We start from the raw sequence: 20,396 nt of genomic DNA, 5'->3' as shown, positions 1-20,396 counted from the left end.
GGGGGGGGGGGGGGGGGGGGGGGGGGGGGGGGGGGGGGGGGGGGGGGGGGGGGGGGGGGGGGGGGGGGGGGGGGGGGCCGGGGGGGGGGGGGGGGGGGGGGGGCGCAACCCCCCCCCCCGCCCCTCGACAATCGGTGGGGTACTAGAGAACGCCCAGGTCGCGCGCCGCTCGGTTGCGGCTGTTCATGGCGACGGTACGGGCGGAAAGGGTTGCCTCAGTGCTCGTGGTGGTACGACCGGCCTGAGGCCGGCGCATTCGAGCCCGGGACAACGCTTCGTGAAGTAGTTGCATCTCGGCGACTCCGTCAAGAACGTTCAGCATGGTGGTCAGCTCTCTCGTCGCCGGCGTGACACCGGCGTGGGTGGGTTGGATCGGGTGCATGTCAGGCCGCCAGCCGGACCGTGGTGCGCGACTCGGACAGCCCACTGGCCGCCAGTCGTGCCTCGGCCTCGACCCGGAGCGCCGCGTCGCGGGCGAGGTCCTCCTTGCGCGGACGGCCACGGGGCCGCTTGCGCGGGACGACCGCGCCACGCTCGAAGATCTCGCCGCCCCAGACGCCCCAGGGCTCGGCCCGCTCCACCGCACCGGCCAGGCACTCGACGCGCAGCGGGCAGTCCCCGCAGAGCGACTTGGCCAGCTCGAGCTCGGCGGGCGAGTCGGAGAACCACAGGTCGGGGTCGAACTTCCGGCAGGGCAGGTTCGCCTCCACCTCGACGCTCACGTCGAGCGGGGCCAACGCCAGACTCATCGCCCGGTCACCTCTCTCTCACTTCGATCTCGTGGATCGCATTTCCGACGTACATGGCGGGCAAAAAACTGAGGCCGCGGATCCCGGTAGCGGGTTCCGCGGCCTCGAGGTGAGCCGTTGGTCTGAGGATCAGACCGGTCTACCTCGAGGTGGAACTCCGCGGACGTCCATGTGACGCTTGACAGCATCGACGCCCTTGCCCGTGAAGCCACTGGTCCCCTGGTTTCCGTTCGGCGCGGTGGCGAGAATCAGCTCGGCCTGAGTCTCGACCCGGTGCACCTGAGAAACCGACGGTCGCGCAGCGGCGAGGGCCACCCGGACAGCCGACAGCGGAGCGACGGCAGCGGGCAGCGCCGCCGGACGCTCGTAGATGTAGACGCTCTCCATTGGGACCACCTCCTCTGACGTTCACTCGTGCCGATACGGTCTCTACCCCTCGTGAGCAGCCCGAATGGCGCCGCTCGCGAGGTGTGTCATGAGGCTATTCCTCGCCACGGGGCGAGGGCAAACGAATTTACGGCGAGATTTCGAAAGTTTTCTCCGGGCAGACGTCGTCGACCGCCGCGCCCGCCACCAGCGCCAGCACCGCCTCCCCGTAGAGGCCGAGTTTCCGGGGCCCGATGCCGGCGATCGCGATCAGCTCCTCCGCCCGGCCGGGGCGCCGCTCCGCGAGGGCGACCAGAGTGGCGTCGGTGAAGACCACGTAGGCCGGTACCCGCTGCCCGCCGGCCACCCGCTGACGCCACTCGCGCAGGCGTTCGTGCAGCTCCTCGTCGATGTCCGAGGGGCAGGTGGGGCAGCGACCGAGCTTGCGGTCCGGCCCGGCGAGCAGGGTGGCGCCGCAGATCCGGCAGGAGACGATCTGGGTCCGGCGGCGCTCCGGCCGGCGCGCCGCCGGCGTGGCCCCGGCCCGCTCCGCACCACCGGAGCGGTCGAGCTGCGGCAGGAACCGCGAGGGCCGCCGGGCCCGCCCGCCCGGGGATCGGGCCGAGGCGTACGACAGCCAGAGCCACTCCCTCGCCCGGGTGACGCCGACGTAGAGCAGCCGGCGCTCCTCCTCGACCTGTTCGACGGTCTTGGCGTACGTGGTGGGCAGGGTGCCCTCGGAGAGGCCGACCAGGAAGACCGCGTCCCACTCCAGGCCCTTGGCGGAGTGCAGCGAGGCCAGGGTCACCCCGTCCACCGTCGGCACGTGCTGTGCGGCGGCCCGACGGGCCAGCTCGTCGTTGAAGTCGGCCAGGGTGACCGGGCGCTCGACCGAGGCGGCGGGGCCGATCGGCAGCACCTGCGGCGTGGCCGCGTACTCCTCGGCGAGTTGCACCAGCGCGGCGAGCGCCTCCCACCGCTCGCGGGCGGCGCCGCCGGCCGGGGCGGCGTCGGGGGCCCAGCCGACCGCGGTGAGCGCCTCCACCACGGCGGCGGGCAGCGGGGTCTCCCCGGGGATCGACCGCGTGGCGGCCCGCAGGGCGACCATCGCCTGCCGGACCTCGGCCCGCTCGAAGAACCGCTCCGCCCCCTGCACCACGTACGGCACCTGCGCCTCGGTCAGCGCCTTCTCGTACGCCTCGGACTGCGCGTTGGTCCGGAACAGCACGGCGATCTCCTTCGCCGGGGTGCCGGCGTCGACCAGGGCGCGGCAGCGGGCGGCCACCGCGTTGGCCTCGGCCGGCTCGTCGGTGAAGATCCGCAGCTCCGGTTCGGGGCCGGGCGGGCGCTGGCCGACCAGCTCCAGGCGCAGCCGGGCCTCGGCGCCCCGCGCCTGGGAGATCACCGCGTTGGCCAGCCCGACGACCTGCGGGGTGGAGCGGTAGTCGCGGACCAGCCGGACCACCGTCGCGCCCCGGTACCGGCGCGGGAAGTCGACCAGGTACGACGAGGTGGCCCCGGTGAACGAGTAGATCGTCTGGCTGGCGTCGCCCACCACGGTCAGGTCGTCCCGCCCGCCCAGCCACGCCTGGAGCAGCCGCTGCTGGAGGGGGTTGACGTCCTGGTACTCGTCGACGACGAAGTGCCGGTACTGGGCGCGGACCTGCTCGGCGACGTCCCGGTGCTCCTCGATGCCCCAGACCGCGGCGCGCAGCATGTCCTCGAAGTCGATCACCCCGTTGGACCGCTTGAGCCGCTCGTACGCCGCGAAGACCTCGGCGACCCGGGCCGGCTCGTGCGGGGTGTCCCGCATCGCCTTCGCCGCCGCGACGACGTACTCCCCCGGTTCCACCAGCGACGACTTCGCCCACTCGATCTCGCCGGCGAGGTCCCGGGCGGCCGCCCGGTCGGTACGCAGGCCGGCCTTGGCCGCGGCGAGGGTGACCAGCCGGACCTTGCTGTCCAGCAGCTCGGGCATGGCCCGCCCCTGGAGCAGCCGGGGTGCGAAGTAGCGCACCTGGCGCAGGGCCGCCGCGTGGAAGGTGCGCGCCTGGACGCCGCCCACCCCGAGCGCGGTGAGCCGGGCGCGCATCTCGGCGGCGGCGCGGGCCGTGAAGGTCACCGCGAGCACGTGCCGGGCGGAGATCTCCCCGGAGAGCGCCCGGTGGGCGATCCGGGAGGTGACCGCGCGGGTCTTGCCGGTGCCGGCGCCGGCCAGGATGCAGACCGGGCCGGCCGGGGCGGTCACCGCCGACCGCTGCTCCGGGTCGAGCCCGGCGAGCACGCGTTCGGATGCTGAGTGAACCACCACAGCGAGGAATTGTCTCAGCTCCGCCGGACGTTGCAGCGGTTAGCCTGGGCTTGATCGGCAAGCCGCCACGCGGACCGTTGGAGGATCTGACCATGCTGACGATGTATTCGACCCCCTGGTGCGGCTACTGCCACCGGCTGAAGTCGCAGCTCGACCGGGAGGGCATCGGCTACGAGGTGGTCGACATCGAGCAGGACACGAAGGCCGCGGAGTTCGTGATGAGCGTCAACGGCGGCAACCAGACCGTCCCGACGCTGCGTTTCGCCGACGGCAGCGCCCTGACCAACCCCTCGATCACCCAGGTCAAGCAGCACCTGGCCACGATCGACGCCTGACCCGCACCACCGCCGACGAGCGGCCGCCCACCCGGGCCGGCCGCTCGTCGCGTTCTGCGCGTCGACCCGGCGACGGCGTTGCGGCAGGGCCACCCGACGCACCGACCCGGGCGGCACGCCAGGGGCGCTGCGGTGGCCCGGTCCTCAGCGCGCCGGGCCCGGTGGGATCGTGCCGACCACCTCCTGGCCCGCCGCGTCGACCGGGGCGACGGCGGCGGGCACCTCGGCGGGTCGGCGTTGGGCGGGGATCCGGACGGGCGGCGGTGGGCTGAGCCTGCGGCCGTGCCAGAGGAAGCCGCCGGCGAGCAGGGTGGCCACCCCGATCAGGGCGAACAGGACGCGGTAGTCCAGCACCCCGACGAGCAGCGCCCCCGCGCCGATCGAGAGCGCCTGCGGGCCGCTGACCACGGCCTCCGAGGCCGCGGCGACCCGGCCGAGCAACCGCTGCGGGGTGCGCCGCTGGATCAGCGTGTGCAGCCCGACCATGGTCAGCGGCAGCGACACCCCGGCCAGCAGCACCGCGACGAAGCCGAGCCAGAGGTTCGGGTACACCAGCGCCAGCGAGGCCGGCCCGAAGAACGCCACCCCGGCGGCGAGCGTGCCCACCTCGCCGGCGCGGCGCACCACGGCCGGGGAGAGCAGCCCGCCGACCAGTCCGCCGATGCCCTGCACGGTGACCAGCACGCCGACGAACGCGGCGTCCCGGCGCAGCCCCTGGTCGACGTACGCGAAGATCAACGACTCGCTGAAGCCCATGGCCAGCGAGCCCAGCCCGTAGCCGAGCAGCGCCCGGCGCAGCGCCGGCTCCCCGGCCAGGTGCCGCAGCCCGGCGCTCACCTCGGCCCGCCAGCGCAGCCCGGGCCCGGTGGGCGGTGTCTCCGTCGTGCGGATCAGGCCCACCACGACGGCCGCCGACAGGAAGCCGACCATCCCGATCACGGCCAGCATCCAGCCGCCGACGGCGGCGTAGAGCCCGGCGCCGGCCAGCGGGCCGATCAGCCGCAGCCCCTGGCGCACGGTCTGGAGCACGCCGTTCGCCTCGGCCAGCAGCTCCACCGGCACGAGCTGGCGGATCAGGCCGCTGAGCACCGCGCTGAGGGTGATGTACGACAGCCCGTACAGGGCCGCCACCACGTAGATGATCCACACGTCGGTCCGGTCCCGCACCACGAGGAGCGGGGTGAGCAGCACGGCCGTCACCAGGTTCGCCGCCACGAAGAACGGGCGCCGGGGGTAGCGGTCGACGATCCACCCCACCAGCGGGGCCAGGGTCATCGGGGCGATGACCGCGAAGATGGTGGCGCCGGCCAGCCCGTCCGACCCGGTCAGGTCCTTCACCCAGATGGCGAGGGCCAGCAGCAGGATCGACTCGGCGGCCATGCTGGCGAGCAGGCCGCCGAAGAGCAGGCGGAAATCCGGGCGGCGCAGGACGGTGCGCATGGGGTCCCTCCGGCGGGGGTGGTGCGCGGCGTGGCGCGGTCTGGGGTGGCGCGGTCGGGCCGACGGCGTCGTACCGCACGCCGCGTCCTTCCACGGTCCTCTTTTCTTCGAGACACGCCCCCGCCGGGACCTCCGGCGGGAGGCGCGCCGTCCATACTGACCGTGGGGGGCGAATTTCATACAGTTACCGTCGCGTCTGCGGCGGTCCACGGGAAAAGAGGACGTCGTGCCTCCTGCCTCACCCAGCCCGATCCTGCGCCGCCGCAGGTTGGGCACCGAGCTGCGCCGGCTGCGCGAGGCCGCAGGTCTCACGGGAGACCAGGTCATCGAGCGGATCGGCTGGGCGTCCGCGTCCAAGTTGTCCCGGCTGGAGAACGGCCGCAGCCGCCCGGACCCGGAGGACGTCCACGTACTGCTGGACCTCTACGGCGTCGACGGGGCGCTACGCGGGGAGCTCCTCGGCATCACCCAGGAGGCCGGCGACATCCGCGGCTGGCTGCGGAACTACCCGGTGATGACCCAGCAGCAGCGCAGCTTCGCCGAGCTGGAGGCGGGCTGCGCGGAGATCTCGGAATACAACCCGGTCCTGGTGCCGGGCCTGCTCCAGACGCCGGACTACGCGTCGGTACGGATCGCCTCGGCCCGGCAGGTCGACGAGGAGGCCGGCGACCCCGAGGCCGGTGAGGACATCGACACCGAGGTGCGGGCCCGGCTGGCCCGCCAGTCGCTGCTCACCCGCGAGACCGACGCGCCCCGCTACACGGCGGTGCTGGAGGAGGCGGCGCTCGGCGGCCGGACGGCGCCGCCGGAGGTGCTGCGCGCGCAGCTCGTGCAGCTCTGCGAACTGGCGATGCTGCCGAACGTCACGCTGCACGTGCTGCCGCGCGACACCCAGGTCGGCGACTGGTACCTCCCGCCGACCGCGTTCTCGGTCTACCGGTTCGCCGATCCGCTCGATCCGGAGACGCTGGCGATCGAAGGGGGGTTCACCGACGTCATGTCCACCGAGGTAAACGCCCTAAATCGCTATAAAGTGGTGTTCGAGTGGCTATGCACGGCGGCGCTCTCCGAATCGGACACCCTCTCCTGGCTGATCGAGGCGACGGGGCGGCTGCCCGGCACGGCGACCGCGTCCACGGTGGCGTACGGGCCGGCAACGGCGCCGACCCAACGCCGCCGGTACTCCGGGCGCCTGACGGAGCGGTGATCACGGGGGCCCACCGTCGGGTCGTGCGGCGCCACTCGTTCCATCGGAGCAGTTCACCTCAGGAGTGGCACGATGAACGAGATCCGCAACACGCCGTCCGTACCCGCCCAGCTCGAGCACGCCCCGTGGCGTAAGAGCACGCGCAGCCAGACCTCGAACTGCGTCGAGGTCGCACCACTGAGGACCGGGCCGGCCGCCGTGGCCCTGCGGGACAGCAAGGACCAGGGCGGTCCGGTGCTGCTGTTCAACCGGGCGGGCTGGCTGGGCTTCATCGCCGGCGCGAAGAACGGACAGTTCGATCTGAACTGATCCGTCGATCGTCGCGGGGCCGCCGGCAGCCTGCCGGCGGCCCCGTCGCGTCTGCGCCGTTCCACCCCGCCGACCAGGCATCCGCTGATCGGACGAGCCTCCGGACCAATCGTCGTGTTTCACTTGATGAGACGACCGCGCGGCGTAACATGACGGCAGAGTGACGTGGAACTTCCACCCGTTCCCCACCCTCGCGATTCATCCGGAGACCCGCATGCGGTTCCTGATCGTTCGCACCGACATCCGCGCTGCCGCCGACGTCGACATCGCCGCCGCATGGGCGTGCGGTGGCCGACTGCGGGACGAGACCACCACGCCCGAGCCGCGCCGCCAGATCGTGCACGCCGAGGAACGCGACGCCGCGCTGCTGCTGGCCCGGGCCCTCGCCACGGTCGGCGCGGTCCGCTCCGGGAAGCAACGGGTCAAGGTGCTCCCGCTCGACGAGCCGGGCCGTGCACTGCGGGCCGCACCCGACGACCGCGGCAGCTGACCCGCACCCAGACGTCCGTCGTGGTCGGACCGGCTCCCCCGCCGTGCTCCTTGCCCCAGCCGACCACGACGGGCCGTGATCCCGGCCCGTGACCGTCGCGGCAACGGCGGCCACGGGCCGGGAGCGCACGGCCTCCCGCCCACCGGCACACCCGCGCGCGGCGGGACCGGCTCAGCAGTGCCCGTCGAGCCAGCGGTGGATCAGGAAGAGCGCGATCGACGACGGCGGCGGCAGCACCAGCCGGGCCCCGCCGACCTCCACCGGCCGTCCCGCCAGCGCCGCGCCGATCTCCCGGCGGGAGAACCACCGGGCGTACGCGATCTCCGTCGGATCCACCTGCACCGGGTGCTCCGGATCCGCGGTGGCGAGGAAGCCGAGCATCAGCGAGCCGGGAAACGGCCACGCCTGGCTGCCCACGTACGCGATGTCGTCGACCGGGACGCCGACCTCCTCGCGGACCTCGCGCAGCACCGCGGCCTCGGCCGACTCACCCGGCTCGACGTAGCCCGCGAGGCAGGAGAACCGGCGCTCGCCGGCGGTGTGCGGCCAGGTGGCGTTGTTGCCGAGCAGGCACCGCCCGTCCTGACCCGGGACGCCGTCGTGCACCAGCACGATCATCGCGGGATCGGTACGCGGCCAGATCCGCTCCCCGGCCGGGTCGACCCGGGACCAGCCGGCCTCGTCCACCTCGGTCGGGTGCCCGGTGGCCGACGAGTAGCGGTGCCGCAGGTGCCAGTTGACCAGCGCCAGCGCGGTGGTGAACAGCCCGGCGTCGCGGTCGCCGAGCAGGTGCCCGACCTCACGCAGGTGCGCCGCCCGGGCCCCCGACACCGCCGGCAGCGGGGCGTCCACGGCGAAGACCGGCACCCCGTCCGGCTCGACACCGAGGAACATCGGCGACGTCGGCCCGGGCAGCCCGGCCGGATCGACCAGCACCAGCGTCGGCGGCGACGTGTCCGTACGCACCAGCGCCCGGCCGCCGTCGGCGGAGTCGAGCACCAGCACCCGGGCCTGGCTCCACGCCTGCGCCAGCCACCCGGGGTCGTTGCGCCGGTGGGCCGCCCGGTCCAGGGTGGAACGGGCCAGCGGCGGCGCGGGCTCCCCGCTCACGGCCGTGCCGGCTCGGTGGTGACCGGGGCCAGCGCCGCCAACTGCGGCCCGATCCGTTCGGCGTCGCCCAGCACCACGGTGACCGCCCGCGCCGGGGCGAGGTAGCGGGCCGCCGCCTCGGCCACGTCGGTCACGGTCGCCTTCGCCAGCCGGGCGGCGTGCTCGGCCAAAAACTCCAGGCGCAGCCCGCTGCCGGCGTACGCACTGGTCAGCGAGGCGAGCCCGGCCTGGGTGGACATGCCGAGTTGGAGGGTGCCGAGGGCGTACTGGCGGGCCTGCTCCAGCTCCTCCTCGCGGGGCGGGAGGGTCGCCAGCCGGCCGAGTTCGTACGTCGTCTCCAGCAGCGCCGGCCCGGTGACCTCGGTGGCCACCTCGGCGGCGGCGACCAGCACCGACCCGGCCACCGAGTGCTCGACGAGCGAGTGCGGCCCGTACGTGTAGCCCTTGTCCTCGCGGATGTTCTCCACCCAGCGGGAGGAGAAGTAGCCGCCGAAGATCAGGTTGGCCAGTTGCAGCGCGGCGTGGTCGGGGTGGGTGCGGGGCACCGCCGGCAGCGCCATCCGCAGCGAGGACTGCACCGATCCGGGCCGGTCGACCAGCAGCAGCGGCCCGGGCTCCAGCGGCGGGGCGGGCGGCAGGTCGGCGGTGTGCCCGGCGCCGTTCCATCCCGACAGCGCCTTCTCGGCGGCGTCCAGCGCCCGGTCCGGCTGCACGTCGCCGACCAGCACCAGCACGGCGTCGGCGGGGTGCACCCGCTGGGCGTGCAGGGTCCGCAGCACACCCGGCCGGACCCCCCGGACCGCCTCCGGTTCGGGGGTCTGCACCGCGTACGGGTGGGTGCCGTAGACCCGCCGGAGCAGGGCGGTGCGGGCCAGGTGCGCCGGCTGGCTGCGCGCCACGTGGATCCGGTCCACCAGCCGGTCCCGCTCCGTGGCGACGTCGTCGTTCGGGTAGCTCGCGTCGGTCAGCACCTCGGCGAGGATCTCCAGCATCCGGTCCAGCCCGGTGACCAGCCCGGCGCCGGAGAGCATCAGCCGGTCCGGGTCGATCCCGGCGGAGAGCCCGCCGCCGACCTTCTGCAACTCGGCCGCGATCTGCACGCTGGACATGGTCCGCGTGCCGGAGAGCAGGGTCTGCGCGAGCATGGCGCCGCGGGCGAGGTGGGTGCGGCCGAACGGCATCCACAGCCGCACCTCCACCAGCGGCACCGCCGGCCGGCGTACGGCGATCACGGTCAGCCCGTTGCCCAGCGTCCGCTCGGCCTGCTTCGGCAGCTTGAGCCTGCGGTTGGGGCCGAGCGGCGGCAGCGCCCGGGGCGCGGCCGGTGCGGTTACCGTCACTGGCTCTCCTTCGTTCGCGACTGCGGGGCTCGCAACCCCGGCTCACTCCTCGCGCTCACCGGCCACCTCCGGGGATGACCTCGATGGACGCGCGGCGCTCGGGCCGCAGGGTGGCCGCGGCGGCGCGGACCTGCTCGTCGGTGACCTCGCCGACGAGGCGGGGCAGGTCGTTGAGCAGCCCCGGCTCGCCGCGCTGCTGCTCCAGCACGGCCATCTGCAACGCCCGACCGAGCACCGCGTCGGTGTCGCGCAACAGGTGGGTCGCCATCCGGGCCTGGGTGCGGGCCAGTTCCCCCTCGGCCACGCCGTCGGTGGCCAGCCGGTCCAGTTCCTCGTCGATGGTGCGCAGCACCTTGTCCACGTCCCCGCCGGGTGGCAGGTGCGCCTGGAGCAGCAGCGCCGTCGGGTCCCGCACGTCGAACGGGTCGCCCATGAAGCCGACGTAGCCGCCGAGGCTGGTCACCGCCCGGTCCCGTTGGACCAGCCGCTCGACCAGCCGGGACGCGTCGCCGTCGGTGAGCACCTCGGCCAGCACGACGTACGGCAGGTAGGCGGCGAAGTCGGTGATCGGGTCGGGCACCCGCCAGGCGCCGGCCACCGCCGGCAGCGGGGCCAGCTCGTCGGTGTACGAGGTGCGCCGCTCCCCGGTCAGGTCGGGCTCGGTGAAGTCGGGCCGTTCCGGGGCGGGACGCGCCGGCACGTCGCCGAAGTGCCGCTCGATCAGCGTGGTCGCCTCGGCGACGTCGATGTCGCCGCTGACCGCCAGCACCGCGTTCCCGCTCGCGTAGTAGCGGCGGAAGAAGTCGGCGGCGTCGGAGACGGTGGCCGACTCCAGGTCGACGAAGGAGCCGTAGCCGTCGTGCGCGTTCGGGAAGGTGTCGAACATGACCGGCGGCAGGGTCAGCCAGGGGAAGCCGCCGTACGGGCGGTTGAGCACGTTGACCCGGATCTCCTCCTTGACCACGTCGACCTGGTTGCGCAGGTTCTCCTCGGTCAGCCGGGGGCCGCGCATCCGGTCGGCCTCCAGGAACAGCGCCCGCTCCAGGGCGTTGCTCGGCAGGGTCTCGAAGTAGTCGGTGTAGTCCAGGTGGGTGGAGCCGTTGAAGGTGCCGCCCGCCCCCTGCACGTGCCGGAAGTGCGCCAGCTTCTCCAGGTTCTCGGAGCCCTGGAACATGAGGTGCTCGAAGAGGTGGGCGAAGCCGGTGCGGCCCTCGGGTTCGGAGCGGATGCCGACGTCGTAGACGACCGCCACCCCGATCACCGGGGCGCTGCGGTCGGGGGTCAGGACCACCCGCAGGCCGTTGTCGAGGGTGAACCGCTCGACCGGGTACTTCGTCGCTGGAATTCTCGATCTCCGCGCCGCCACGGGATCGACCCTAGCGTGTCGGCACCCCCGCCACCTGCGACCTCTCGCCAGCGGCCCCGACCGGCGCCCGGGGCGTCGCGCGCGGCCGCCCCGGCGGCCGGGGTCGACGCCGGGAACACCTGCCGCAAAGCCCATCCAACCAGTAGAGATTGCCGCTTTTCCTGGGACGCCGATCCCGCCATGTGGTCGGCCCTTGACGCCAGTTCACCGCCTGCCCCAGTCTTCCTACCAACTAAGTAGGAATACTGCGGATTGGATGGACGATGAGACGGCTCCCCATGCGTCGGTGGGTCTCCCTGGCCACCCTCGCCGTCGTCGGCGTGGCGACCCTGGGCACCGCCGCCGCCTGCGGCGACGACAGCGAGGGCGCGGGCGGCGGCTCCGGCCCGACGACGCTGCGGCTCGGCTACTTCCCCAACATCACCCACGCGCCGGCCGTGGTCGGCGTGGAGAAGGGCATCTTCGCCGAGAAGCTCGGCGGCGACGTCAAGCTGGAGACGAAGACCTTCAACGCCGGCCCCGCCGCCATCGAGGCGATCTTCTCCGGCGCGCTCGACGCCACGTACATCGGCCCGAACCCGACCGTGAACGCCTTCTCGAAGTCCAAGGGTGAGGCCGTCCGGGTCATCTCCGGCGCGGCCTCCGGCGGCGTCGCGCTCGTGGTGAAGCCCGAGATCACCTCGGTGGAGCAGCTCCGGGGCAAGAAGATCGCCACCCCGCAGCTGGGCAACACCCAGGACGTGGCCATCCGCTACTGGCTCAAGGAGAAGGGCCTCACGACGACCAAGGAGGGCGGCGGCGACGTCAAGATCATTCCCCAGGAGAACGCCCAGACGGTGGAGACGTTCAACAGCGGGGCCATCGACGGCGCCTGGGTGCCCGAGCCGTTCGTGTCCCGGCTGGTCAACGCCGGCGGCAAGGTGCTCGTCGACGAGCGTGACCTCTGGCCGGACCGCAAGTTCGTCATCACCAACCTGATCGTCAGCACCAAGTTCCTCAAGGCCCACCCCGACGTGGTCAAGAAGCTGGTCGAGGGCCAGGTGGCCGCGAACGAGTTCGTCAACAACAAGCCGGACGAGGCGCACCAGGCCATCTCCGACCACATCGGGAAGATCAGCGGCAAGCCGCTCGACCTCAAGCTGATCAAGCAGGCCTGGCCGACGCTGGAGTTCACCAACGACCCGATCGCCTCGTCGCTGAAGACCGGGCTCGACCACGCCGTCGCGGTCGGGCTGACCCAGCCGGTCAGCCTCGACGGCCTCTACGACCTCACCCACCTCAACGAGGTGCTCAAGGGCCAGGGCAAGCCCGAGGTCGGCCAACCATGACGTCGACCACGACGACGCCACGCAGCGCGACCGGCTCGGTCGCGCTGCACGGCGTCACCAAGGTGTACGGGCGCGGGCCCAACGCCGTCGTCGCCCTGGACGGGGTCTCCCTCGACGTCGCACCTGGCGAGTTCGTCTGCCTGGTCGGGGCCTCCGGCTGCGGCAAGAGCACCCTGCTCAACCTGGTCGCCGGCCTCGACCGGGCCAGCGGCGGGCGGATCGACCTCGACGAGGGCGTCGAGCCGGGACTGATGTTCCAGGAGCCCGCCCTCTTCCCCTGGCTGACCGTCGAGGGCAACGTCGAGGTGCCGCTGAAGCTGCGCGGGCTGCCCCGGGCCGCACGGCGGGACCGGGTCGCCGAACTGCTCGGCACGGTGCACCTGGCCGACTTCGGCCGCAAGCGCCCGCACGAGCTGTCCGGCGGCATGCGCCAGCGGGTGGCGCTGGCCCGCACCCTCGCCCTGGACACGCCGGTGCTGCTGATGGACGAGCCGTTCGGCGCGCTGGACGCGATGACCCGGGACCTCCTGCACGACGAGCTGGAGCGGATCTGGACCGAGCGGCGGCTCACCGTGCTCTTCGTGACGCACAACGTCCGCGAGGCGGCCCGGCTCGCCGACCGGATCATCCTGCTCTCCAGCCGGCCCGGCCGGATCATCTGGTCCACCCCGGTCGACGTGCCCCGGCCGCGCCGCATCGACTCCCCCGAGGTCGCCGCGATCGCCGCCGAGGTCACCGGCCGCCTGCGTACGGAGGTGGGCCGCCATGGCCGGTGACACCCTCGCCGCCGTCCCGCGTACCGACGCGGAGATCTCCGGGCTGGACGCCCTGGAGCTGGCCGGCCGGGAGAACAGCCGCACCCGGGCCAGCCGGCTCTGGGCGGCGACCTGGCCGAAGCTGGCCGCCCTCGCCCTCGCCGTCGGCGCCTGGCAGGTCGTGGTCTGGACCGGCTGGAAGCCCGAGTACTCGTTGCCGGGCCCGGTGGCCGTGGGGCAGGAGCTGCTCCGACAGGTCAGCGGCGTCCAGCTCTGGGAGGGGCTGGTCACCACCCTGCGCCGGGCCGCCCTCGGCTACCTCTTCTCGGTCGCCGTCGGCCTGCTGCTCGGCCTCGCGGTGGCCCGGTCGCGGATCCTGCGGGCCGCGATCGGCTCGATGATCACCGCGTTGCAGACGATGCCGTCGATCGCCTGGTTCCCGCTGGCGATCCTGCTGTTCGAACTGAGCGAGAAGGCCATCTTCTTCGTGGTGGTGCTCGGCGCCGCGCCGTCCATCGCCAACGGCGTGATCGCCGGCGTGGACTACGTGCCGCCGCTGCTGCTGCGCGCCGGGCGCAACCTCGGCGCCCGGGGACTGAACCTGTACCGGTACGTCATCGCGCCCGCCGCGCTGCCGGCCATCGTGGCCGGTCTCAAGCAGGGCTGGGCGTTCTCCTGGCGCAGCCTGATGGCCGGCGAGCTGATCGTGGTCGGCATCTCGCAGACCTCGCTGGGCGCGCAGCTGACCTACTCGCGGGAACTTTCCGACTCGCCCTGGCTGATCTCCACGATGATCGTGATCCTGGTGCTGGGCCTGGTGGTCGACGCCGCGTTCGGGGCGGCGGACAAGGCGATCCGGCGCCGGTGGGGTGTGCTGGACCAGGCGGGTCAGTGAGGTGTACGTCTCCGCGCGCAGTGACTACGCGCTCCGGGCCATGCTCGCCGTCGCCGCCGCGGCTCCGGTCGGTGGCGGCGGGCTGGTCAAGGCGGGGACGCTGGCCGACAGCCAGGGCATTCCGCTGAGCTTTCTCCAGGGCATCCTGGTCGACCTGCGCCGGGCCGGTCTGCTGGTGAGTCACCGGGGCACCGAGGGCGGCTACGCCCTGGCCCGCCCCGCGGTGGAGATCAGCGTCGGCGACGTGCTCCGCGCGATCGGCGGGTCCCTGACGACCGTCCGCGGGCTGCCGGCCGAGCGGGCCGGCTACGCGGGTGTGGCGACCGGCCTGCGGGACGTCTGGCTGGCCGTGCACGGCGCGATCGCCCTGGTGGTCGACCGGACCACCCTCGCCGACCTGCTGGGGGCGGAACACTCTGCGGCCGGCGCCGGGGAGACCCGCGCCCGCTGACCGCGCACCGGACCCTCCGGCCGACGGGCAGCCGGGGCCCGGTGACGGTCAGCCGACGGTGGTCACCGGCCGCTCCGTCGGGCTGCGAAGCTCGACCGGAGCGGCCGGTGCGGCCCCGTCCGGGGTGGCGTGCCACGGCGTGAACACCGCGACCACGGCGAGCAGCAGCCCGGCCAGCGCCACCGCGAGCACCAGCAACAGTTCCCGCGCCGCGCCCGAGCCGGCGTCGCCCACCATGGTCACCCCTCCCACGCCGGGCGGTCCCGCCCGGATCTTCCCCCGTCCTCAGCTTCCACCACCCCCGGCGGCGGAAACAGTCGCCGATCGGACGTAACGTCCGCTGATTCCAGACTCAGCCACACCGGCTCCGGGCACGGGTGCCCGGAGCCGGTGGGAGGAGCGGAACGTGAAGGGTCGGTCAGGAGGCGTGCGGGGCGCGGGGGCGGCGCGAGCGGCGGGGCCGCCCCGAGGCGCGGTGCGGAGCCCGGCTGCCCTCGCCGGCGCGTCCGCCCGACCGGCCGCCCGCGGAACCCGCGGAGGCGGCCTGCGGCGGGGGCGGTGCGATCGTCACCGGCACGCCGGACGGCTCCCGGGCACCGGTCACCCGGGCCAGGGCCTCGTCGCCGGGGCGCACCTGGACGGACTCGGGACGGATGCCGGCGGTCGACATCAGCCGGGACACGTCCCGGCGCTGCTCCGGCAGGACCAGGGTGACCACCGTGCCGGACTCCCCCGCCCGGGCGGTACGCCCACCACGGTGCAGGTAGTCCTTCGCCTCGGTGGGCGGATCCACGTTGACCACCATGTCGAGCCCGTCGACGTGGATGCCCCGGGCCGCCACGTCGGTGGCGACCAGCGCCGTCACCTGCCCGGTGCGGAACTGCTCCAGGATCCGGGTGCGCTGCGGCTGCGACTTCCCGCCGTGCAGCGCGGCCGCGCGTACCCCCTTGGACAGCAGCTGCCGGGCGAGCCGGTCGGCGCGGTGCTTGGTGCCCATGAACAGGATGGTGCGGCCCTCGCGGGCGGCGATCCAGGTCAGCGCGGTGGGCTTGTCCACCGCGTCGACGTGCAGCACGTGGTGGGTCATCGCGGTCACCGTGGCGGTGCCCGGGTCCACCGAGTGCGAGACCGGGTTGCTGAGGAAGCGGCGCACCAGCTTGTCCACGCCGCCGTCGAGGGTGGCCGAGAAGAGCATCCGCTGCCCGTTCGGGGCGACCTGCTCCAGCAGCTTGGTGACCTGCGGCAGGAAGCCCATGTCGGCCATCTGGTCGGCCTCGTCGAGCACGGTGATGCCGACCTGGTCCAGTCGGGCGTCGCCGCGGTTGATCAGGTCGTGCAGCCGGCCGGGGGTGGCCACGACCAGCTCGGCGCCGGCGCGCAGGGCGTCCGCCTGGCGTTGCAGCGAGAGCCCGCCGACGACGGTGGCGCAGCGCAGGCCGACGGCGCGGGCGTACGGGTCGAGCGCGGTGGTGACCTGCTGGGCCAGCTCGCGGGTCGGCACCAGCACCAGGGCCAGCGGCCGGCCCGGGCGGGCCCGGCGGCCGGCGGTGCGGGACAGCAGGGGCAGCCCGAAGGCGAGCGTCTTGCCGGAGCCGGTGCGGCCCCGGCCGAGCACGTCCCGGCCGGCGAGCGAGTCCGGCAGCGTCGCCGACTGGATCGGGAACGGCTCGGTGATGCCCTGGGCGGTCAACTCGGCGAGGAGCGCCGGGGCCAGCCCGGTGAGGGCGAACGAGGGTACGACGGTGGTCATGCGGAAGCCTTCCTCGACGCGGCACGTGTCGAGGGAGGGCGCCGGAGGCGGCGCTGTCACCGGCGGACCAGGCCGCGGGTGACTCACAAGCACGAACCGAAAGGGGTACGGGCCCCGGCCCGCCGCCGTTCGCCGCCTGCTCACGCAGGTCGACGGTGCGGCGGGCCGGTCCCGTCACCGCGCCCGGAGGGCGCGGTGGGTGTTACTGGAAGATCCGAAGATCAGAGCGGGCGGATGTTCTCCGCCTGCGGGCCCTTCTGGCCCTGGGTCACCTCGAACTCGACCCGCTGGTTCTCGTCCAGGCTCCGGTAGCCGGAGGACTGGATCGCCGAGAAGTGGGCGAAGACGTCGGCGCCGCCGCCGTCCGGGGTGATGAAGCCGAAGCCCTTGTCAGCGTTGAACCACTTGACGGTGCCAATAGCCATTTTTGTTTCGTCTCCTTGACGGAACGTCGAACCCGCACTTGTTGCGGGCTCGAAGAGGAGCGCGCCACGCGGAACTGCCTGGCTCGCTTGTCGCTTCTGGTCGCCCCGCCCGGAGAACTCCGGACACAACAAAGAGCGCCTGGGCCACAATCCTCCAGGCGCACACAGAGTCTCTGGGAACCATAACTGCAACGCGACCAACCTATCACGGATTCGGCCCGGCACCACCGTCTGCCGGAATTTCCGGTACGGAGGCGATCAGCGCGGTCAGCCCGTCCGCGTCGAGCAGGTCCGCCGGGCGGACCGTGACCCCGTCCCGCACGTAGTGGAACGCCGCGCCGACCCGTTCCACCGGCAGGCCGGCCAGTTCCGCCCAGGCCAGCCGGTAGACCGCGAGCTGCACGGCGGCCACCTCGGCGGCGGCGTCCGCGGGCTGCCGGCCGGTCTTCCAGTCGACCACGTCGAACCGCCCGCCCGGCCGGGCGAAGACGGCGTCCATCCGCCCCCGGACCACCACTCCGGCGATCACTGTGGCGAAGGACACCTCGACCTCCACCGGCACCCGCTCGGCCCACTCGCTGGCCAGGAAGCGCTCCTGGAGCTCGGCCAACGCCTCGTCCGGCGCCGCGTCCGCGTCGGCCGCACCCGGCAGCTCGTCCAGGTCGAGCAGCCGGTCGGCGCCGAACCGCTGCTCCAGCCAGGTGTGGAAGGCGGTGCCCCGGCGGGCGTACGGGTTGGGTTCGGTGGGCACCGGGCGGCGCAGCGCGCGGGCCAGCGCCGTCGGATCCCGGCGCAGCGCCACCAACTGGGTCACCGACAGCTGGCCGGGCAGCGCCACCTCCACCGCGCCGGACTGCCTTGTCAGCTCGGCCCGCTCGGCGAGCAGCAGGTCTGCCTCCCGCCGCCACCGCGCCACGTCCGCGTCGTCGGCCGGCCCGTCCGGACCCTCGCTGTCGCTGTCGTCGCCGTCGCCCGGCGGTCGGCCGCCCGTGTCGCCGACGGCCGGCGGTCGGGCAGCCGTGTCGCCGACGGCCGGCGGTCGGCCGCCCGCATCGCCGTCGCCCGGCGGTCGGGCAGCCGTGTCGCCGACGGCCGGCGGGCGCCCGGCCCGGCCGGCCGTGTCGCCGTCGGCGAGGAAGCGGCGGACCAGGGCTGCCGCTTCGGCCAGCGCCGGCCGGCGGGCGCCCAGCGGGTCGGCCGGCCACTCGGCGCGCAGCACCACCTCGGTCGTCGGGTTGACCGCGTCGCCCGGCGGCTCCGGCGCCCACTCGTCCACCAGGTGCCCGGCGCGGGCGTCCAGGCAGGCGTCGTGCACCTCCCGCAGCAGCACCGACGGGCCGCGCGGCCGTTTGGTGCCCTCCCCCCACCAGTAGCCGGAGCAGAGCAGCAGCCGCCGGGGCCGGGTCACCGCCACGTACGCCAGCCGGCGCTCCTCCCGCTCGTCGTGCGCCCGCCAGGCGTCGGTGAAGTCCTCCAGCGCCCGGGCCACCCCCCGCTGGTCCTCGGCCTCGGGCAGGCCCAGCTCGGGCAGCCCGTCGGCGTCGCCGCGCAGCGGGAACGGCAGCACGCCCAGCCCGCCGAGCCAGTGGTCGGAGTTGCGCACCGGCCCCGGCCAGACGCCCCGGCTCAGCCCGGCCACCGCGACCACGTCCCACTCCAGGCCCTTCGCGGCGTGCGCGGTGAGGATCTGCACCGCGCCCTCGACCACCTCCACCTCGCCCGGCGTGAGGCCGCGCTCCTCGTCCTCGGCGGCGGTCAGGTAGGCCAGGAACCCCGACAGGGTGGCGCCCGGCGTCTCCCCGCTGAAACGGGCGGCGACGTCGCCGAGCGCGTCCAGGTGGCCCCGCGCCAGACCGGCGTCCCCGGCCCCGTCCCGGCCGGCCCGCACCGCCACCTCCACGTCCAGGCCGATCGTCCGCTCGATGTCGGCGATCAGCTCCGGCAGGGACTGGTCCAGCCGGTAGCGCAGCAGGCCCAGCTCCCGGGCGTACGCCCGCAGCCGCGCGTAGCCCTCCGCCGAGTACGCCTGGGCCGGGCCCAGGTCGGCCAGCGCCTCGACCAGGGTCGCCTCGTCCAGCAGGTCCGGGCTGATCTCCGGGGTGCCGTCGTCGGCGAGCCTGCGCCGCGCCGCCGCGATGGACTTCGCCCGGCGGTGCAGGGCCACCAGGTCACGGGGCCCGATCCGCCAGCGGGCGCCGGTCAGCAGCCGCAGCAGCGCGGCCCCGTCCGTCGGGTCGGCCAGCACCCGCAGCGTGCACACCACGTCGCGCACCTCGGGGGTGTCCAGCAGGCCGCCCAGGCCCACCACCTCGACCGGCAGGCCGCGCTCGCGCAGCGCCGACTCGATCGCCGGAATCTGGCTGCGCAGCCGTACGAGCACGGCGGTCGTGGGCCGCAACGGCACCGGGATGTGCTCGGGCAGCACGCCGGGCATCCCCGCCGCGCCGCGCCAGGCGTGCAGCACGCTGTCGGCGATCCAGTCGGCCTCGTCGGCGTACGTCCGCAGCAGGGCGCAGTGGACGGTGCCGCCGGCGGCGCCGCGGGCGCTGCGGTGCGGGACCGGCTCCTTGACGCTCATCGCCGCCCGCAGCTCCGGCACCTGGGCGCCGGCGGCCCGCAGCGGGGTGGCCAGGGCGTTGGCGACACCGAGGATCTCGGGCCGGTTGCGCCAGCTCGTGGTGAGGCTGAGCACCTCGGCCGGCGCGCCGCCGACGCGGGCGAACTCCGTGGGGAAGCGGTCCAGGGTGCCGGCACTCGCCCCGCGCCAGCCGTAGATCGACTGGCACGGGTCGCCGACGGCCGTCACCGGGTGCCCGCCGCCGAAGAGCGCGTTGAGGAGCACGACCTGGGCGTGGCTGGTGTCCTGGTACTCGTCCAGCAGCACCACCCGGTAGCGGTCCCGCTCGATCTCGCCGACCCCCGGGTGGTCCCGGGCCACCCGGGCCGCCCGGGCGAGCTGGTCGGCGAAGTCCATCGCCTCGAAGTCCTCCTTGCGCCGGGCGTACGCGCGCACCAGCGGAAGCAGCTTCAGCCGGGTCTGCTGGAGTTGCAGCGCCTTTCGCACGTCGGCGTAGACCCGGCCGGGGCGCGCCTGCACCTCGGCGAAGAAGCGGCCCGTCCACGCGGCCAGCGCGTCCGGGTCGACCAGGTGCTCGTCCAGCTCCCCGGCGAGCGCCAGCACCGCGTCGGTGACCGTGCTCGGCATCCGGTCCACCTCGGACATGTCGCCGTCGTAGTTGCGCACCAGCAGGTCGACGAGCTGCCAGCGGGACGCCTCGGTGAGCAGGCGGGTGGACGGCTCGTAGCCGGCCCGCAGCCCGTGCTCGGTGACGATCCGGCCGGCGTACGAGTGGTAGGTAGAGACGGTCGGCTCCCCGGCCAGCGGGTCGTCGAGCGGGTCGCGCCCCCGCCGCCCGAGCCGGCGCACCAACTGGTCGAGCCGGGTACGCACCCGGTGCGCCAGCTCCCCGGCGGCCTTGCGGGTGAAGGTGAGCCCGAGCACCTGCTCCGGCCGCACGTACGAGTTGGCGACCAGCCAGACCACCCGGGCGGCCATCGTCTCGGTCTTGCCCGACCCGGCGCCCGCGACCACCAGCAGCGGCTCGACGGGGGCGGCGATGATCGCCGCCTGTTCCCGGGTCGGCGCGGGCAGCCGCAGCAGCTTCGCCAGCTCCACCGGGGTGTAGCGGGGGCCGGCGTCGGCGACCCGGGGCGTCGGGGTCGCGCTGCTGAACAGGGCGGGCTGCGTCACTGTGCCAGCTCAGTTCGC

19 protein-coding genes are annotated in these 20,396 nt (G+C 74.1%); 8 read left to right on the top strand and 11 right to left on the bottom strand.

Annotation, left to right across the window (positions count from 1 at the left end; translation table 11 throughout):
* Window positions 1–383 precede the first annotated feature (383 nt).
* From ACLQ22_RS06640 to ACLQ22_RS06630, 3 genes are all read right to left on the bottom strand, one after another.
* On the bottom strand, window positions 384–749 hold the full coding sequence (locus ACLQ22_RS06640; RefSeq protein WP_088998544.1) for a WhiB family transcriptional regulator: 366 nt from the start codon (window positions 747–749) through the stop codon (window positions 384–386).
* Window positions 750–878: 129 nt separating this feature from the next.
* A complete protein-coding gene (locus ACLQ22_RS06635; RefSeq protein ID WP_425691465.1) occupies window positions 879–1,136 on the bottom strand; it encodes a hypothetical protein in 258 nt (85 codons plus the stop codon).
* A 127-nt stretch (window positions 1,137–1,263) separates the two neighbouring features.
* A complete protein-coding gene (locus ACLQ22_RS06630) occupies window positions 1,264–3,426 on the bottom strand; it encodes an ATP-dependent DNA helicase UvrD2 (RefSeq protein WP_425691464.1) in 2,163 nt (720 codons plus the stop codon).
* 92 nt (window positions 3,427–3,518) lie between these two features.
* Here ACLQ22_RS06630 and ACLQ22_RS06625 point away from each other — a divergent pair, with 92 nt between their 5' ends.
* Window positions 3,519–3,761, top strand: a complete 243-nt coding sequence (locus ACLQ22_RS06625; RefSeq protein ID WP_121399716.1) for a mycoredoxin — start codon at window positions 3,519–3,521, stop codon at window positions 3,759–3,761.
* A gap of 144 nt (window positions 3,762–3,905) precedes the next feature.
* Here the strand turns inward: ACLQ22_RS06625 and ACLQ22_RS06620 are convergent, their stop codons facing one another.
* Window positions 3,906–5,201: an MFS transporter gene (locus ACLQ22_RS06620; RefSeq protein ID WP_425691463.1), complete on the bottom strand. Its 1,296-nt coding sequence runs from the start codon at window positions 5,199–5,201 to the stop codon at window positions 3,906–3,908.
* Between the two features lie 226 nt (window positions 5,202–5,427).
* Between ACLQ22_RS06620 and ACLQ22_RS06615 the strand changes: the two genes are divergently transcribed.
* From ACLQ22_RS06615 to ACLQ22_RS06605, 3 genes are all read left to right on the top strand, one after another.
* Window positions 5,428–6,408, top strand: coding sequence for a helix-turn-helix domain-containing protein (locus ACLQ22_RS06615; protein ID WP_425691462.1), 981 nt, complete (start codon window positions 5,428–5,430; stop codon window positions 6,406–6,408).
* 72 nt (window positions 6,409–6,480) lie between these two features.
* Window positions 6,481–6,717 carry a DUF397 domain-containing protein gene (locus ACLQ22_RS06610; RefSeq protein WP_366639487.1) on the top strand — a complete coding sequence of 79 codons (237 nt, stop codon included), beginning with the start codon at window positions 6,481–6,483 and terminating at the stop codon, window positions 6,715–6,717.
* A gap of 214 nt (window positions 6,718–6,931) precedes the next feature.
* Window positions 6,932–7,207, top strand: coding sequence for a hypothetical protein (locus ACLQ22_RS06605; RefSeq protein ID WP_416606148.1), 276 nt, complete (start codon window positions 6,932–6,934; stop codon window positions 7,205–7,207).
* A gap of 171 nt (window positions 7,208–7,378) precedes the next feature.
* Here the strand turns inward: ACLQ22_RS06605 and nudC are convergent, their stop codons facing one another.
* Genes nudC through ACLQ22_RS06590 form a run of 3 tightly spaced genes read right to left on the bottom strand, consistent with a single transcriptional unit; the run spans window position 7,379 to window position 11,023 of the window.
* Complete coding sequence (gene nudC, locus ACLQ22_RS06600; RefSeq protein ID WP_425691461.1) at window positions 7,379–8,317, bottom strand: NAD(+) diphosphatase; 939 nt, start codon at window positions 8,315–8,317, stop codon at window positions 7,379–7,381.
* Window positions 8,314–9,657 carry a M16 family metallopeptidase gene (locus tag ACLQ22_RS06595; RefSeq protein WP_425691460.1) on the bottom strand — a complete coding sequence of 448 codons (1,344 nt, stop codon included), beginning with the start codon at window positions 9,655–9,657 and terminating at the stop codon, window positions 8,314–8,316. Before ACLQ22_RS06595 ends, nudC begins: the two co-directional genes overlap by 4 nt.
* A gap of 55 nt (window positions 9,658–9,712) precedes the next feature.
* Window positions 9,713–11,023: a M16 family metallopeptidase gene (locus tag ACLQ22_RS06590; RefSeq protein WP_121399722.1), complete on the bottom strand. Its 1,311-nt coding sequence runs from the start codon at window positions 11,021–11,023 to the stop codon at window positions 9,713–9,715.
* Between the two features lie 263 nt (window positions 11,024–11,286).
* Between ACLQ22_RS06590 and ACLQ22_RS06585 the strand changes: the two genes are divergently transcribed.
* From ACLQ22_RS06585 to ACLQ22_RS06570, 4 genes are read left to right on the top strand one after another with little or no spacing between them, the layout of a single operon-like run.
* A complete protein-coding gene (locus ACLQ22_RS06585) occupies window positions 11,287–12,351 on the top strand; it encodes an ABC transporter substrate-binding protein (protein WP_425691459.1) in 1,065 nt (354 codons plus the stop codon).
* On the top strand, window positions 12,348–13,127 hold the full coding sequence (locus ACLQ22_RS06580; RefSeq protein WP_425691458.1) for an ABC transporter ATP-binding protein: 780 nt from the start codon (window positions 12,348–12,350) through the stop codon (window positions 13,125–13,127). The genes ACLQ22_RS06585 and ACLQ22_RS06580 overlap by 4 nt, the downstream gene beginning before the upstream one ends.
* Window positions 13,117–14,001, top strand: a complete 885-nt coding sequence (locus ACLQ22_RS06575; protein WP_121399725.1) for an ABC transporter permease — start codon at window positions 13,117–13,119, stop codon at window positions 13,999–14,001. Before ACLQ22_RS06580 ends, ACLQ22_RS06575 begins: the two co-directional genes overlap by 11 nt.
* 1 nt (window position 14,002) lies before the next feature.
* Complete coding sequence (locus tag ACLQ22_RS06570; RefSeq protein ID WP_425691457.1) at window positions 14,003–14,452, top strand: RrF2 family transcriptional regulator; 450 nt, start codon at window positions 14,003–14,005, stop codon at window positions 14,450–14,452.
* A 48-nt stretch (window positions 14,453–14,500) separates the two neighbouring features.
* Here the strand turns inward: ACLQ22_RS06570 and ACLQ22_RS06565 are convergent, their stop codons facing one another.
* From ACLQ22_RS06565 to ACLQ22_RS06550, 4 genes are all read right to left on the bottom strand, one after another.
* Entirely contained in the window at window positions 14,501–14,689 is a 189-nt protein-coding gene (locus ACLQ22_RS06565) for a hypothetical protein (RefSeq protein ID WP_425691456.1), read from the bottom strand.
* Between the two features lie 181 nt (window positions 14,690–14,870).
* Window positions 14,871–16,202, bottom strand: coding sequence for a DEAD/DEAH box helicase (locus ACLQ22_RS06560; protein WP_425691455.1), 1,332 nt, complete (start codon window positions 16,200–16,202; stop codon window positions 14,871–14,873).
* A 221-nt stretch (window positions 16,203–16,423) separates the two neighbouring features.
* A complete protein-coding gene (gene cspE / locus ACLQ22_RS06555) occupies window positions 16,424–16,627 on the bottom strand; it encodes a transcription antiterminator/RNA stability regulator CspE (RefSeq protein WP_007464836.1) in 204 nt (67 codons plus the stop codon).
* 205 nt (window positions 16,628–16,832) lie between these two features.
* Window positions 16,833–20,378: an ATP-dependent helicase gene (locus ACLQ22_RS06550; protein WP_425691454.1), complete on the bottom strand. Its 3,546-nt coding sequence runs from the start codon at window positions 20,376–20,378 to the stop codon at window positions 16,833–16,835.
* Window positions 20,379–20,396 lie beyond the last annotated feature (18 nt).

Source organism: Micromonospora sp. DT178, from assembly GCF_049841695.1.
In the GTDB taxonomy this organism is placed as follows: Bacteria; Actinomycetota; Actinomycetes; order Mycobacteriales; family Micromonosporaceae; genus Micromonospora.
This window is presented reverse-complemented; position numbering and strand designations above follow the sequence as displayed.

Excerpts from the sequence above, each read along its gene's own strand:
- ACLQ22_RS06620 (WP_425691463.1), bottom strand. The coding sequence starts at position 5,201 with ATGCGCACCGTCCTGCGCCGCCCGGATTTCCGCCTGCTCTTCGGCGGC.
- ACLQ22_RS06575 (WP_121399725.1), top strand. The coding sequence starts at position 13,117 with ATGGCCGGTGACACCCTCGCCGCCGTCCCGCGTACCGACGCGGAGATC.
- cspE (WP_007464836.1), bottom strand. The coding sequence starts at position 16,627 with ATGGCTATTGGCACCGTCAAGTGGTTCAACGCTGACAAGGGCTTCGGC.
- ACLQ22_RS06580 (WP_425691458.1), top strand. The coding sequence starts at position 12,348 with ATGACGTCGACCACGACGACGCCACGCAGCGCGACCGGCTCGGTCGCG.
- ACLQ22_RS06625 (WP_121399716.1), top strand. The coding sequence starts at position 3,519 with ATGCTGACGATGTATTCGACCCCCTGGTGCGGCTACTGCCACCGGCTG.
- ACLQ22_RS06640 (WP_088998544.1), bottom strand. The coding sequence starts at position 749 with ATGAGTCTGGCGTTGGCCCCGCTCGACGTGAGCGTCGAGGTGGAGGCG.
- ACLQ22_RS06560 (WP_425691455.1), bottom strand. The coding sequence starts at position 16,202 with ATGACCACCGTCGTACCCTCGTTCGCCCTCACCGGGCTGGCCCCGGCG.
- ACLQ22_RS06605 (WP_416606148.1), top strand. The coding sequence starts at position 6,932 with ATGCGGTTCCTGATCGTTCGCACCGACATCCGCGCTGCCGCCGACGTC.
- ACLQ22_RS06565 (WP_425691456.1), bottom strand. The coding sequence starts at position 14,689 with ATGGTGGGCGACGCCGGCTCGGGCGCGGCGCGGGAACTGTTGCTGGTG.
- ACLQ22_RS06635 (WP_425691465.1), bottom strand. The coding sequence starts at position 1,136 with ATGGAGAGCGTCTACATCTACGAGCGTCCGGCGGCGCTGCCCGCTGCC.
- ACLQ22_RS06585 (WP_425691459.1), top strand. The coding sequence starts at position 11,287 with ATGAGACGGCTCCCCATGCGTCGGTGGGTCTCCCTGGCCACCCTCGCC.
- ACLQ22_RS06610 (WP_366639487.1), top strand. The coding sequence starts at position 6,481 with ATGAACGAGATCCGCAACACGCCGTCCGTACCCGCCCAGCTCGAGCAC.